We start from the raw sequence: 14265 nt of genomic DNA, 5'->3' as shown, positions 1-14265 counted from the left end.
TTGGTATTATTATTTGCTTATTTTTCAAACAAAGGGAATACGATATTCGGCTTTAACAAACATTTAATAAAATTTTCAGTGTATTATTAATTTGTAACACAAAATATACGTTGATTTACTATGGATATCTGGAAATTTATTAAAAGCTTTAATACGGTCAATACTTATTTATTGCTTTCATGTATTCTCCTTATAATCTTGGTTCTTTATTTTTATGTGATTAATCCAGCCTAAGCTAATTTGCCAAGGATATTAATCATAAAGAAAAAGAAAATATGAGAAGACATCTAAATAAAAAAGCCCAACTGAAAGTTGGGCTTTTTTATTTCTGTTGTTTACTCACAACATGTTGTTCGTCTTGCGAAAAAGTAAGAGATAATCAATCTCTTACTTTTTCTCAGGTTTGAAGCTGTCTTTTAAGTCAAGAATACGGTTGAAAACTGGTTTCTCTGGTGAATGATCATATTGATCAGCGACAAAATAGCCTTCGCGCTCAAATTGGAAACGATCTTCAGGAGTTGCTTGTGCTAAAGCTGGCTCAATGACAGCTTGTACGATTTTTAATGATTCAGGATTAAGATTTGCCAAGTAGTCATCACCAGTTTCAGGGTCAGCTTCTGTAAATAATCGATCATAAATACGTACTTCAGCAGGAATACCTTTAGTTGCAGATACCCAGTGAATCACACCTTTAACTTTACGACCTTCAGGATTCTTACCTAAAGTTTCAGGGTCAATTGAACATTTCAGCTCAATCACTTCACCATTTGCATCTTTAATGACTTCATCACATTTAATGACGTAAGCATGACGTAAACGCACTTCACCATCAGGAACTAAACGTTTAAAGCCTTTTGGCGGTACTTCTTCAAAGTCTTTACGGTCAATATAGATTTCCTTGGTTAAAGGAATCACACGATCACCCATATCTACATTAGGATGGCGAGCATGTGTCAGATCCATATCTTCTGGTAAATTGGTTAAAGTCACTTTAAGTGGGCTTAAAACAGCCATACCACGCGCAGCAGTATTTTCTAAAGATTGACGAATACAGAACTCAAGCATTGCAACATCTACAATACCATCAGTTTTTGACACGCCTACACGCTTACAGAAATCACGTAAACCTTCAGGAGTAAAACCACGGCGGCGCATTCCTACCACAGTCGGCATACGTGGGTCATCCCAACCATTTACATAGCCACCTTCCACCAATTTACGTAATTTACGTTTTGATGTAATGGTGTAGTCCACGTTTAAACGTGAAGATTCATACTGATGTGGAACAGCTTTAGATTTTACTTTTTCTACAATCCAGTCATAAAACGGACGGTGATCTTGGAATTCTAATGTACAAAGCGAATGGGTAATCCCTTCAATGGCATCAGACAATGGATGAGCATAGTCATACATCGGGTAGATTTTCCATTTATCGCCGGTTTGGTGATGCTCTGAATGCAATACGCGATATAAAATCGGATCACGCATATGTACATTTGTACTTGCCATATCGATCTTGGCACGTAAAACTGCTTCACCCTCTTTAAACTCACCACTACGCATTTTTTCAAAGCGAGTAAGATTCTCTTCAATAGATGCATCACGGTATGGAGAGTTTTTACCTGGCTCAACAAAACTACCGCGGTTTAACTTAATTTCTTCTGGAGATTGCAAATCTACATATGCATCACCTTGTTCAATAAGTTGAACTGCCCATGCATATAATTGATCAAAATAACCTGATGCATAGCGTGGTTCACCATTCCAGTTAAAACCAAGCCATTTCACATCATTCGCAATACCATCAACATACTCTTGTTCTTCAGCATCAGGATTTGTATCGTCAAAACGCAAATTACACAAACCATCAAACTCTTCAGCCACACCAAAGTTCAAGCAAATTGCTTTTACATGGCCAATATGTAAATAGCCATTTGGTTCTGGTGGAAAACGCGTTACGATCTGCTTTGCACGTCCTGTAGCCAAATCATCAGTAATGACTTGGCGAACAAAATCTAAGCCAGCCTGTTGTTCTTGCTGCGCAGAATCGACAGAGGCATGAGTATTCGGTGTCGGGTTATTTGGCAGGCTCGAGACAACATCATTAGGCTTCATAGTGTATCAATCACTTCTTTGTAGATAAATTTCGAAAAATTTAAACGCTATCTTCATTTTTCACAAAGATTTTAACGTTTTTTACTTGCCTTGTAGTTTACAGTTTGCTTATGCTTCTCTCAACCAAAAACCCATGGTCATAAGCCCATGTTTAGGAGATTAATGTAATGAGTTTTCCTCAAGTCGAATTAAACACCAATAAAGGTCGTATTGTTCTTGAACTAAATACTGAAAAAGCACCAAAAACAGTAGCAAACTTTTTAGAATATGTACGTGACGGTTTTTATGACGGCGTTATTTTCCACCGTGTCATTGATGGTTTCATGATCCAAGGTGGCGGGATGGACGAAAACTTCAAAGAAAAAGCGACTCGTGATTCTATCGAAAACGAAGCTGACAACGGTTTAAGCAATGATGTTGGTACGATTGCTATGGCACGTACTCAAGCACCTCACTCTGCTTCTGCACAGTTCTTCATTAACGTAAAAAACAACTCTTTCTTAAACCATACCTCTAAAACTGCTCAAGGTTGGGGTTATGCCGTATTTGGTAAAGTTGTTGAAGGTATGGATGTTGTTGATGCGATCAAAGGTGTTCGTACTGGCAACCGTGGTTACCACGCTGACGTTCCTTTAGAAAACGTTGTAATCGAATCTGCTAAAATTATTTCTGAATAATTTTAGGAATAAGCTGTGACTTATCTGTTTATTTCAGATCTACACTTGTCACCTGAACACCCTCGACTCGTTCGAGGGTTTTTAGATTTATTGGTGCATTATCAAGATAAACAAACACAGCTCTATATTTTAGGTGACTGGTTTAACGCTTGGATTGGTGATGATTACTCAGCACCATGGCTCGATGAAATTGTTGAAGCATTAAAAGACTTCAACAAAAAAGGAAATCGGGTTTACTTTCAAGTGGGCAACCGTGATTTTGCTTTGAATCAGGTTTTCCTCAATAAATTTAACGGTGTATTACTACCCGACATTTATTATCTCAACATTGCTGGACATCAGTACCGCCTAGAACACGGTGATGCCTTATGTACAGATGATATTTCTTATCAAAGATTTAAAAAAATTATTCGAAACCCGATCTTAGTTGCTCTTTTACGCCGTACACCACTGAGTTTTCGTACCAAACTGGTGAATGGTTTTCGTAAAAGAAGCTCCGCTGATAAACAGCAAAAAAGCTATGAAATTATGGATGTAAATGAACAAGCTGTACTCTCTGCTTTAACAGATGTAGACAAACTTATTCATGGGCATACTCATCGCCCTTCAATTCATCAATTACAACATAAACAGCGTATCGTCCTTGGCGATTGGCGAGAGCATCAAGCTCAGATTTTGGAAATTGATCCTACTGATCATGCACCGCAGCTAAAGTTAATTGAATGGAAATACTAATTTAGAAGTATATATTTATAAAAAATATTATTTAATTGCGACATTACTGCTATAAATTTTTATCAAATTAAAGAGCAAATATCTTTGAATAAAATAGCGTATGATTCAAACGATTAAATTCTCTCAATTGCAATAAGATTGATATGGAGTACAGAATGGATTTATTAAATACAGTTAAAAGCCGCTACACAACAAAAGCCTATGATCCAGATAAGAAAATTCCTCAAGACAAACTTAATAAATTATTAGAAATTTTACGTTTTACTCCTTCTTCAGTAAATATTCAGCCTTGGCATTTCGTAGTTGCAGACAATCTTGCAGCGAAAGAACGAATCGCAAAAGCATTAACAGGGAAATATGCTTACAATGCACCCAAAGTGCTTGAGTCATCACATACAATTGTATTCTGCACAAAAACAGATATTTCCTCTGAATATTTAAATCAACTACTTGAACAAGATGATTTAAGTGGCCGTTTTAAAGATGAAAAAGCTAAACTAGGCCAAAAAGATACTCGCCATGGCTATGTTGAATTCTATCGAAATGAGCAGAAAAATTTATTTGGATGGATGGAAAACCAAACATTCATTGCTTTAGGACAGTTACTGTTTGCTGCCGGTTTAGAGGGTATTGATGCGACTCCGATGGGTGGTTTTGATGAGGAAATTTTAAATGCCGAGCTCGGTTTAACAGAAAAAGGCTTACGAAGCTCTGTGATTGTTTCTCTAGGCTATCGCAGTGAAAATGACTTTAATGCTAAGCTTCCTAAATCACGCCTGCCAGATGAAGTGATTTTCACATATTTATAAAAATCTCTATAGTTCAAGAGACTCGCCTCTCTTGAACTATCAAGCCATTGCGCTACCTAAACAAACTACCCCACTTATTCCTAAAAGAATCCCCCAAATAGTAGGCCATTTTAATTTTTCTTTATATAAAATCACTCCGCTTAGAATTCCTAATAACACCACAAGAATATTCATGCTTGCAAAAACAATTGCAGGTGAATCTTTTAAAAGAATATGAGCCTTTACATATAAAGCAATATTCAAAAAATTAAGTGAGCCTAATACTAGCCCAGCTATCGTACTTTTAAACTGCCACTTTTGAGTCTTTTGTAGTAATAAATATGAAATCGACAATATAAAAGCAGTAATAAAAATAAGATTTAAAGTAAGAGTAAACTGAAGTCCTAAACTACTTGTATATTTTAAAAGAATGTCTACTGCTGCATAACCACACCATACACTTAACAGAGCAAAGATCGCTTTTCGAGATTGGTTATTTGAGAAAGAATTTATTTGTCCAAATAAGACAAGTAAGACTGCAAAAATTCCTAGACCTATTCCCCACAGTTTTAATGCATTAAATTGCTCATGAAAAAAGAAATATGCTGCAAGCAAAGAAAGAACAACCGAAAGTCTTTGGGCAAGTTCCGTCTTAACAATACCTGCATATTCCAATGATTTGGCAAGGCATAAAAAAATACTAGGTAAAATTACGCCCAATGCAATAATTAGCCACCAAGGTGTATGTTGTATTGAAACATGTTGAATATCAGGCTGAAACCATAAAAAACAAAGCAGACTTGCGCTTGCATAGTTCCATGCAATCATTTGTAGCGGTTGATAACCTTTTCTCTTTAAAGTTTTTAATAGGATAGACACCAAGACACTGCTTAAAGCAGCAGCTAATATCAATATCATTTGTTAAAGCCCTAATTATTTAAATATATTAGTCACCATGGTCAAATCATATCCACAGCCAATTAAATATTTAGAATTAACTTTTAAATACACATAAAAAAACCAGCCATTATCTGACTGGTTTCTTTTTGAGATTTCAATTAACGATTATTTTCGTCGTCTTGTCCATCTTCAAATTTAGTGTCGTTGTCAAAACCACCTTGATGACCGCCGAAACCGCCTTGACCACCGAAGCCGCCTTGACCACCGAAGCCACCTTGACCACCGAAGCCGCCACCTTGACCACCGAAGCCGCCTTGACCACCGAAGCCGCCTTGAGCGCCACCGAAGCCGCCTTGAGCACCACCGAAGCCACCGCCTTGACCGCCGCCAAAGCCGCTACCTTGACCACCAAAACCGCCTTGAGTGCCGCCTTGTGCTGGGAAGCCTGTACCTTGAGCGCCTGCTGGACGTGGGTTACGTGCTGGAACAACAGTTGAAATTGCGTGTTTGTAAACCATTTGACTTACAGTATTTTTTAATAAAACAACATATTGGTCAAAAGATTCAATATGACCCTGTAATTTAATACCGTTCACAAGGAAAATAGAAACAGGGATACGTTCTTTACGGAGAGAATTTAAGAACGGATCTTGTAAAGTTTGACCTTTAGACATTTTTAACTCCAAAAAAAATTTTTAAATCAGCGCAAAAAAACTATCTTTATTTTTCAACTAAAAATTATAAAAAGACAGTGTGCAAATTTTGCTTTATCCATAAGAGTTTCGCAAGTCTTCTTTCGCCTGCTTTATCGTCAAGTAAGTTTTAAAATCGTGTATTTCTTGCAAAGAACGTAACCACGTATATTGACGTTTGGCAAGTTGTCGTGTTGCAAATAAAGCTTTATCCTCCATTTCACGTTTACTTTTGAGACTTAAGTCACTTTTTAATAGAAATTCTAGTGCTTGTCGATAACCCACCGAACGCATTGAGGGCAAATTTTCATCTAAATCGTATTTTTCAATTAGAGCTTCAACTTCACTCAAAAAACCGATATCCCACATTTTGCTTAATCTTTGCTCAATGCGTTGATGTAATTCTACTCGATCTGGAAGCAAAGCATAGTTATGAAATATGTATCGATATGGTACGTTTTTTGGTTGTTCTGCCTGTAATTTAGTAATTGGTTGGCCCGTAATTTTATAAACTTCTAAAGCCCGAATAATCCGTTGCTTATCAGTCACATTAAACTTTATAGCTGCGGCTGGGTCTACAGAAACCAACTCATCATAAACTGCTTGCCATCCTTCATTTAGGGCTTTTTCTTCAATTGCGGCCCGAACTTCAGCATCAGCACTGGGTAAATTACCAGACAGCCCCTCCAATAATGCTTTAAAGTACAACATGGTTCCTCCCACTAAAATAGGAGTTTTCCCACGTGAATGCATCTCATCAATCAATTTACATGCATCTTCAACAAACTGAGCAGCAGAATAGACTTCCAGAGGAGTAATAATATCAATGAGCTGATGAGGATAGAGTGCTTGCTCTTCACGCGTTGGTTTAGCCGTGCCGATATCCATATCTTTATAGACAAGTGCAGAATCAACAGAAATTAGCTCAAAATTTCCACGCTCATATAATTCACATGCCAAAGCGGTTTTCCCGCTCGCAGTTGGTCCCATTAAATTGATGACGGGCAATTGATTTGACATGTAAAACTACTCTCCTCGAGCAAATAATTTATCTAATTGAGATAATGGGAATGCACGCCAAGTTGGACGCCCATGGTTACATTGGCTCGCAAATTCGGTTTGTTCCATTTGACGAAGTAAAGCATTCATTTCTGAAAGGCTGAGTTGCCGATGTGCACGCACTGCCCCATGACATGCCATTCCAGCGAGTAATTCATCTCTTTTTTGAAGTAATCCTTGTGCTTCATCATTTGGATCTAAATCATTTAAAAGCTCTGGAATGAGATTTTCAAAATCAGCTTTTTGTAAAATGGCTGGCACGCCGCGAACAATAACTTGCTCATCACCATATAAGTCAATTTCCAAACCTAAGCGCTCAAGCTGAGGTTTTAGCTCTTCGACCCTAACGGCTTGCATACGACTAATAGAGATGACTTTAGGTATAAGTAACTGCTGAGATGTCCAAAATTCCGGTCTCTCCCAAGCATTTTTCATTTGCTGTAATAAAATACGTTCATGTGCCGCATGCATATCAACAATAATAAGCCCTTCGGTATTCTGCGCTAAAATATAAATTCCATGAAGTTGAGCTATTGCGATCCCTAATGGAAATTCATCTACTTTAGCAACTGGCTCAACATCTTCATTTACTGAAAAACTAGCAGGCTGGTCACGCAGAGGCGCTAAATAAGTTTTTAAAGCATTATTTAATTGAGCAGAACCATTATATTTGGGTGTTTGATCTGCATAGTGAACAGCTTGCGGACGACTAGCGTTAAAATCAGTTAATAATTCTGTCGGTGCATGCTGAGTTTGTGCTTCACTGTTTGAATTTAAAGTTTCATTTGCGCGGTGCAACGAAAATTGTTCTTGATATTTGGGCTGAGGTTGTACTGAATAATCTGAGCTTTCATCCGCTTTCATCGCTTGAGCTAGATCAGCACTCGCTGTCTGAAATTGTGCGAGAGTTTCTTTTGCATAATGTCTTACAAACTCATGTACTTCTCTTTGATTTAAAAAGCGAATTTCATGTTTAGTCGGATGGACATTGACATCAATATTTTCAGGATCAACTTCTAAGAAAAGTAAATAAGATGAATGCTGATGACCATGTAAAATACCGTCATAGGCCATGCGTAGCGCATGCGAAATCGTTTTATCTTTGACAATACGACCATTTACATAGACATATTGCATATCAGCCTGTGCACGTGCATCTGAAGGATGACCAAGCCAACCTGATAAACGCATACTAATACTTTCAGCATCAATCCAATATGCATTTTGTACGAATTGCGAGCCTAATAATTGCTGAACTCGCTGAAAACGTAGCTCTCCGCTATCCGCTATAGGTAAATTAATTCTTATATTATCATTATGTTCAAGCACAAAACGTATATCGAAATGCGTTAGAGCCAAACGACGAACAATCTCTTCAATATGACCAAATTCTGTAGTTGGTTTTTTTAAGAATTTACGGCGAGCAGGAACATTAAAAAATAAGTCTTGAACTCGAATATGGGTACCCTTTTGCGCTGCAACAGCTTGTACCTCTTGATGATCAAATGCTGTACCGTTTACTTCAACTTGATGGCCGATACCACTTTCATCTTGGCTACTGGTCAAAGTCAATCTTGAGACAGCAGCAATCGAAGCTAGAGCTTCCCCACGAAAACCCAAACTCACAATCGCATGTAAATCTTCAGCGGTTTTAATCTTACTTGTAGCATGACGCATGACAGCAAGTGCCAAATCATCCGGATGAATACCATGCCCGTTATCAATAATTTCTATTAGGGTCGAACCACCTTGAGCAATCCGCACAATCAGCTCAGTTGCACCGGCATCGATAGAGTTTTCTAATAATTCTTTGACCACAGAAGAAGGTCGCTCAATCACCTCACCCGCTGCAATCTGGTTCGCTAACGCTGCGTCTAATGTATGGATACGACGTTGTGTTAGCTTTTCATCAGTCATGAAGCTGTTCCTGCAAAGTCTGGTACAAATTTTCTGTTGGTAATGTTAAAGTTACGAACCTGCTCAACTCATCGTCTGACTTTTGAATGTCAATGATGATATCCGCTTGTGGAATTTCATCACCACCTTTAGACGGCCATTCAAATAAAAATAATGCATCTGTGATATCTAAATAGTCACGGATTCCCATTAATTCAAGTTCGTACGGATCATTCAAGCGATACAAGTCAAAATGAAAAATTTCTTTATCATTAATTTTATATGGCTCAACGAGTGTATAAGTTGGACTTTTAACAGAGCCTTTGTGGCCTAAAGCCTGTAAGAAATAGCGCGTAAGTGTGGTTTTACCCGCACCTAAGTCCCCAATTAAATAAATTACACCCGACTGAACATGCTGCGCCAAAGCTTGAGCTAAACGCTCAGTATCTTCTTCATGATTTAAGACCAATTTCAATGAATACGACATAGCACACATAACATGATTCGAAATAATCGATATGATAACATTGCCCTGCCTTAAAAGCCTACTTAAGCCCTAGAAGTTGGCTTTTTTTATATCAATTTTCTTAAATATTCATACTTTCTTATGTCTAGTCCAAACGATTTTTTGCCACCCATGATTGATGGAGTAAGTGCGAGTCAAGTCTATCTTCCTCCGCAAAAAGATACTCAAACGATTTATGAGTATCTATGTGGCCACTTTGCACATATTAAAACAGATGAGTGGAAACAGAGATTTCAAGACGGTCTTATATATGCAGCAAATGGGGATAAATTAACTTTAACTAGTCCATATGTAAGCAACACCCATATTTTTTATTATCGCTTTCTTACCTATGAACCGCATGTTCCTTTTGAACATCAAATTTTATTCGAAAATGATGATTTACTGGTGGTCGATAAACCCCATTTTTTAACGATTAGCCCGACTGGACAATATGTTCAAGAAACGCTTTTAGTTCGTCTAAAAAAACAAACAGGCAATGAATTTTTAACTCCTATCCATCGCCTAGATCGTGAAACTGCTGGCGTTGTTTTATTTTGCAAGCGAGTTGAATCGCGCGGCATTTACCAACAATTATTCGCAGAGCGCCAAGTTAATAAAATTTATCACGCTGTTGCACCTTATAAAAAAGATTTAAATTTTCCTCAAACCTTACATTTACATTTAGATAAAGGTAATCCTTTTTACACCATGCAGGTTATAGAAAATGCAAAAACAAATACCGAGACTTATATTGAGCTGATCGAACACAATCAGATGTGGGCAAAATATCGCTTAACCCCTACAACAGGGAAACAGCACCAACTTCGCGTGCATCTTAATTACTTAGACATTCCGATTAAAAATGATCCATTTTATCCTGTAGTTCAACACAAGGCTGAAGATGATTTCTCGGAACCATTACAGCTGCTAGCTAAGCATATTTCATTTATAGATCCCTTAACAAAACAGGGAATGTCTTTTAATTCCGAGTCTGAATTGACATTGTAATGTAACCGTAATGACAAAAAGATTATTTTTTATGCCAAAAAACATTGAAATTACATTGCGATGGTTTAAAATGAATTCCTAAAAATTAAAAATCATTTGGTTTTGTTATTCATGCGAAAAACAGAAGTTTATCAGGTTCGACTTGACTCCCAAGAAAAAAAACAGGCTTTTGCTGTTTTTAAACAACTTGGAATTACCCCTGCTCAAGCAGTACGACTTTTTTTTAAACAGGTCGTACTCACTAAATCGATTCCTTTTGCGATCGAAAATCAGAATATTAATATGGAACAATTATTAAAGCTGAGAAAAGCAAAAGCATCTTCATTGAACCAAAATTCATCAACATTAGCTGAAGATGATGACCATGAAGATTTATTTGAAGAACTGAATGCACTTCTTGGCGAAAGCGACAAAACTTAACACTGTTGCATTTATAAACAAGTTTTAACGTCAAAAAGCTTTTTTTTTCGTTATGCTCTCTTTGTAAAAACATAATGATAAGTTACAAGGAGTGCCAAATGATCGTTAGACGAGCGACTTTTGAAGATTTAGAGCAACTCGCCGTTTTATTTGATGAATACCGCCAATTTTATGGGGCCTCTTCTAATTTTAATGAATCACTTCACTTCCTTAAACAACGTTTTGAAAATAGAGAAAGTGTGTTCTTCATTCATATTAAAGACGATAAAATTACGGGTTTCATTTTACTCTATTTAGGTTTTTCTTCAGTTGCTTGTTCAACTTACTATATTTTAGATGATGTCTATGTTACGCCCGTTTTCCGGCGTCAAGGTTCTGCTAAACAGTTAATCGATACAGCAATCTTATTTGCAAAACAAGAGAATGCTTTACGGATTAGTTTGGAAACTCAAAGCAACAACCATGAATCTCATCGCTTATATGAACAAATGGGATTTATTCGAGATAGTGAGTTCCAAACCTTCCATTGTTTTCTTAAATAATATTTTGAGCAAGCTGTTTTTGTTGTTCAGATAAATAAACCCATTCTCCATCTTCAAGTTCAGGTAAAACCAATTGCCCTACTTGATGACGATGTAATGCTTCTACTTTGTTTCCTACAGCTGCAATCATTCTTTTTACTTGATGATAAACACCCTGATGAATCGTCATGGTTAATTGATGAGTTTCTAATATCTCTACATCCGTTGCTGCAAAAACACCTTTTTCTTGATGTAAGCTCACACCTTGGCTCAGCATTTCAATTTGCTCAGGTGTAACTGGATCTGTAGTCGTAACATGATAAACCTTTGGAACATGTTTACGCGGATGAGTTAAAGCTTGAAGATATTTACCATCATCAGTCAGTAAAAGTAAGCCTGTGGTATCTTGATCTAGACGACCAATGGCTTGCACGCCACGTTGAATCAGGATTTCCGGTAAAAGACTAAATACGCTTTGATGATGGTGAGGCTGATGTGAACATTCAAAACCTTTTGGTTTTCTTAAAGCAAGGTAAACTTTTTCTCGATATTGATAAGTTTCCCCAAAAAGGGAAAATTCTAAATTTTCTGCAGAGAATTGCTTTTTAAGATCACTTACAACCTCTCCATCAATACTTACAGATCCATTTTTTATTAACTGCTGACAATATTTACGTGAACCAAACCCTTGTGATTGTAAAATTTTTTCCAGCAGCATGAAGTTTTCTCATTAGAACTAAGCTGTTATTTTAACGTAATTTCCATTTTTTTCTAAATACTACTCGCCACTGTTTTCATCTACTCGAACTAACTCGCACCCTTACTCCTCAACGACACGATAAATATTTTCGTTCTGTTCGCTTTCAAATAATAATTCGGTAGTAGGCAAAATAATTTCATTATCAACAATAATATGCTCAATACGTTGGCTTAGTTTTAAAGATTCATTTTCATGTTCCACTAAATTTTTCTTTAGTTGTGCTTTTGCATCATGAATCTTATCAAACTGATCTTTGATCTTGATATCTATAATGTCCATAAAATATCCTGCTCTCATGAGTAATGACTATTTTTATATCACAATTTTAAAAAACTAAATTTTTTAACTTGTTAATTTATATAACATTGTTTCCAAGCGTAAATAGAAATTAAAATTCCTTATCATTGAGAGATATACAATCAATTTTTAACTAAGAAGTGCTGAAAATCAGCTATATCTTTTAAAGCTTTCACATTCCAACACTTAAATATTATACAATTCCATTTATTTTACATTTCTCTCAGCTCGCCATGCTCGCCCAATTTGATGTTAATTTAGTTGTTCTACTCGTTCTGCTTGTCTGCGGCTTATTAAGTCAAAATGCGGCTGTAACTATTGCAGCAGGTGTGCTGATTGTCGTTAAAATTACGCCATTAAATGAGTTTTTCCCTTATATTCAAGCTCATGGTCTTAATTTAGGAATTCTTATTTTAACCATTGGCGTACTGACCCCTATTGCAAGTGGCAAGCTCAGCGGTGAGAGTATTTTAAAGTCCTTTATTAGTGTTAAATCGCTTATGGCTATCGCAATCGGCCTATTAGTCGCATGGTTGGGTGGTCGCGGAGTAAAACTAATGTCGAGCCAACCTGATGTGGTTGCAGGCTTACTTATTGGTACGGTTGCTGGTGTTGCTTTACTCCGTGGTGTACCAGTCGGTCCTCTGATTGCAGCAGGCTTACTCTCTTTATTTATTGGTAAATAAAAAGGTGCGATTAAGCACCTTTTTTAATACTTAGGCTAAATTATTTGTTTTAACCAGAATAATAGGCGTTTCGTTTTAAAGAGAACTTTTCTAACTGCTTTAAAAATCCTTCAAAATAACTTTTCTCTTTTTCTTCAGTTCGATAACCTGCATATAAAGTTCGTCTTAAACCTGTAGGAGAAACACAATCTAAACGACGACTTGTGACCCATCCCTTTTGTTCATACTCATTCACTACCCAATCAGGTAAAGCAGCAATACCTCGTCCACTTGCAACAAGTTGAATAAGCATTTGGGTTAAATCTGTTGTTCGTATTTGCTTAGGCTGAATATTCGCAGGAATGAAAAGTTTAGACATAATATCTAAACGATGCTTATCAACTGGATAAGTAATTAAAACTTCTTCGGCCAACTCTTGAACTGTAATATTTTCAGCCCGCACCAAAGGATGGGTGTTTGATAAGACTAAACGTGATTCATATTCAAAAATCGGAAAATACTCAATTCCTTTTAATGCAATTGGGTCGGCTGTAATCAGTAAATCAAATTCCGCATTTTGTAAGAGTTCATGTGGATTAGCTTCAAAACCCGAAGCAAAGTCTAAATCGACATCTGGGTATTGCTGACGATACTGATTTAATAAAGGCATTAACCAATCAAAGCAACTATGGCATTCCGATGAAAAAATAATTCTACCTGTCTGTCCATGCACAATACGTGTGATATCACTATGTGTAATCTGAATTTGTGGCAAGACATCATCGGCTAACTTTAATAAGCGCTGTCCAACATTAGAAAAACTAACAGGTCTGCTTCGACGGTTAACTACCTCTACCCCATACCAATGGTCTAATTCTTTCAATTGATGAGAAATAGCAGATGGTGTTAAACAAAGGTCGTTAGCTGCTGAAACTAATGAACCGTGTTCACGTAAGGCAACTAAGGTTTTAAGGTGACGAATTTCTAACATGGGCTAAGCCTGAACAATAGATTTATCTATGAATGTCTTAATCTGATCTTTGCCTTTCAACAAATAGGAAAACTCTAGATAAATCTTCATTAATGAACAAGATTCATCTTAACATAAAATTAATTAGTTTTCCTCAACATAAAATGTTCTTCAAAATTATTCTGGCAAATGATTTTTTAATTTAGAGCGGTAGATACAATTATGTAGGCTTTAGAAAAGTTTGTAATTGTAAT

The 14265-nt window shown here is 36.7% G+C and carries 16 protein-coding genes; 7 read left to right on the top strand and 9 right to left on the bottom strand.

What is annotated here, in order from left to right; genetic code table 11:
• Window positions 1–387: 387 nt before the first annotated feature.
• Window positions 388–2115: a glutamine--tRNA ligase/YqeY domain fusion protein gene (locus HLV59_RS06945; protein ID WP_171429616.1), complete on the bottom strand. Its 1728-nt coding sequence runs from the start codon at window positions 2113–2115 to the stop codon at window positions 388–390.
• A gap of 167 nt (window positions 2116–2282) precedes the next feature.
• Here HLV59_RS06945 and HLV59_RS06940 point away from each other — a divergent pair, with 167 nt between their 5' ends.
• The 3 genes from HLV59_RS06940 to nfsB all read left to right on the top strand — a co-directional run bounded on the left by HLV59_RS06940 (window position 2283) and on the right by nfsB (window position 4336).
• Window positions 2283–2792: a peptidylprolyl isomerase gene (locus HLV59_RS06940; protein ID WP_016145770.1), complete on the top strand. Its 510-nt coding sequence runs from the start codon at window positions 2283–2285 to the stop codon at window positions 2790–2792.
• A 15-nt stretch (window positions 2793–2807) separates the two neighbouring features.
• On the top strand, window positions 2808–3527 hold the full coding sequence (locus HLV59_RS06935) for a UDP-2,3-diacylglucosamine diphosphatase (RefSeq protein ID WP_151747609.1): 720 nt from the start codon (window positions 2808–2810) through the stop codon (window positions 3525–3527).
• Between the two features lie 155 nt (window positions 3528–3682).
• Window positions 3683–4336, top strand: coding sequence for an oxygen-insensitive NAD(P)H nitroreductase (nfsB, locus tag HLV59_RS06930; protein WP_016145772.1), 654 nt, complete (start codon window positions 3683–3685; stop codon window positions 4334–4336).
• Window positions 4337–4375: 39 nt separating this feature from the next.
• On the opposite strand, the gene HLV59_RS06925 is transcribed toward nfsB, so the two are convergent.
• The 5 genes from HLV59_RS06925 to tsaE form a co-directional block, all read right to left on the bottom strand.
• Window positions 4376–5233, bottom strand: a complete 858-nt coding sequence (locus HLV59_RS06925) for a DMT family transporter (protein WP_171429615.1) — start codon at window positions 5231–5233, stop codon at window positions 4376–4378.
• 140 nt (window positions 5234–5373) lie between these two features.
• The gene (gene hfq, locus HLV59_RS06920) at window positions 5374–5889 is read right to left on the bottom strand and encodes an RNA chaperone Hfq (protein WP_016145774.1); all 516 of its coding nucleotides are present in this window, start codon (window positions 5887–5889) and stop codon (window positions 5374–5376) included.
• A 93-nt stretch (window positions 5890–5982) separates the two neighbouring features.
• Window positions 5983–6927, bottom strand: coding sequence for a tRNA (adenosine(37)-N6)-dimethylallyltransferase MiaA (miaA, locus tag HLV59_RS06915; RefSeq protein ID WP_061874565.1), 945 nt, complete (start codon window positions 6925–6927; stop codon window positions 5983–5985).
• A gap of 6 nt (window positions 6928–6933) precedes the next feature.
• Window positions 6934–8883 carry a DNA mismatch repair endonuclease MutL gene (gene mutL / locus HLV59_RS06910; protein WP_171429614.1) on the bottom strand — a complete coding sequence of 650 codons (1950 nt, stop codon included), beginning with the start codon at window positions 8881–8883 and terminating at the stop codon, window positions 6934–6936.
• Window positions 8876–9349 carry a tRNA (adenosine(37)-N6)-threonylcarbamoyltransferase complex ATPase subunit type 1 TsaE gene (gene tsaE, locus HLV59_RS06905; RefSeq protein WP_031945487.1) on the bottom strand — a complete coding sequence of 158 codons (474 nt, stop codon included), beginning with the start codon at window positions 9347–9349 and terminating at the stop codon, window positions 8876–8878. Before tsaE ends, mutL begins: the two co-directional genes overlap by 8 nt.
• Before the next feature lie 120 nt (window positions 9350–9469).
• On the opposite strand from tsaE, the gene HLV59_RS06900 reads away from it, so the two are divergent.
• From HLV59_RS06900 to HLV59_RS06890, 3 genes are all read left to right on the top strand, one after another.
• Complete coding sequence (locus HLV59_RS06900) at window positions 9470–10378, top strand: pseudouridine synthase (RefSeq protein ID WP_016145777.1); 909 nt, start codon at window positions 9470–9472, stop codon at window positions 10376–10378.
• Window positions 10379–10489: 111 nt separating this feature from the next.
• Entirely contained in the window at window positions 10490–10798 is a 309-nt protein-coding gene (locus tag HLV59_RS06895; protein WP_002122138.1) for a type II toxin-antitoxin system RelB/DinJ family antitoxin, read from the top strand.
• Window positions 10799–10896: 98 nt separating this feature from the next.
• On the top strand, window positions 10897–11340 hold the full coding sequence (locus HLV59_RS06890) for a GNAT family N-acetyltransferase (protein WP_002122286.1): 444 nt from the start codon (window positions 10897–10899) through the stop codon (window positions 11338–11340).
• On the opposite strand, the gene HLV59_RS06885 is transcribed toward HLV59_RS06890, so the two are convergent.
• Complete coding sequence (locus tag HLV59_RS06885; RefSeq protein WP_171429613.1) at window positions 11333–12037, bottom strand: pseudouridine synthase; 705 nt, start codon at window positions 12035–12037, stop codon at window positions 11333–11335. The genes HLV59_RS06890 and HLV59_RS06885 overlap by 8 nt on opposite strands.
• Window positions 12038–12139: 102 nt before the next feature.
• Window positions 12140–12358 (bottom strand): hypothetical protein, encoded by a 219-nt coding sequence (locus HLV59_RS06880; RefSeq protein ID WP_002122273.1) that lies wholly within the window; start codon window positions 12356–12358, stop codon window positions 12140–12142.
• Window positions 12359–12609: 251 nt separating this feature from the next.
• On the opposite strand from HLV59_RS06880, the gene HLV59_RS06875 reads away from it, so the two are divergent.
• On the top strand, window positions 12610–13062 hold the full coding sequence (locus tag HLV59_RS06875; RefSeq protein ID WP_002122149.1) for a DUF441 domain-containing protein: 453 nt from the start codon (window positions 12610–12612) through the stop codon (window positions 13060–13062).
• Between the two features lie 49 nt (window positions 13063–13111).
• On the opposite strand, the gene HLV59_RS06870 is transcribed toward HLV59_RS06875, so the two are convergent.
• Complete coding sequence (locus tag HLV59_RS06870; RefSeq protein ID WP_002122195.1) at window positions 13112–14032, bottom strand: LysR family transcriptional regulator; 921 nt, start codon at window positions 14030–14032, stop codon at window positions 13112–13114.
• Window positions 14033–14265: the final 233 nt, after the last annotated feature.

Source organism: Acinetobacter lactucae (genome assembly GCF_013122135.1).
Classification (GTDB): domain Bacteria; phylum Pseudomonadota; class Gammaproteobacteria; order Pseudomonadales; family Moraxellaceae; genus Acinetobacter; species Acinetobacter lactucae.
Note: the sequence above shows the minus strand (reverse complement) of the source record. Positions and strands in the feature narration are given on the sequence as shown.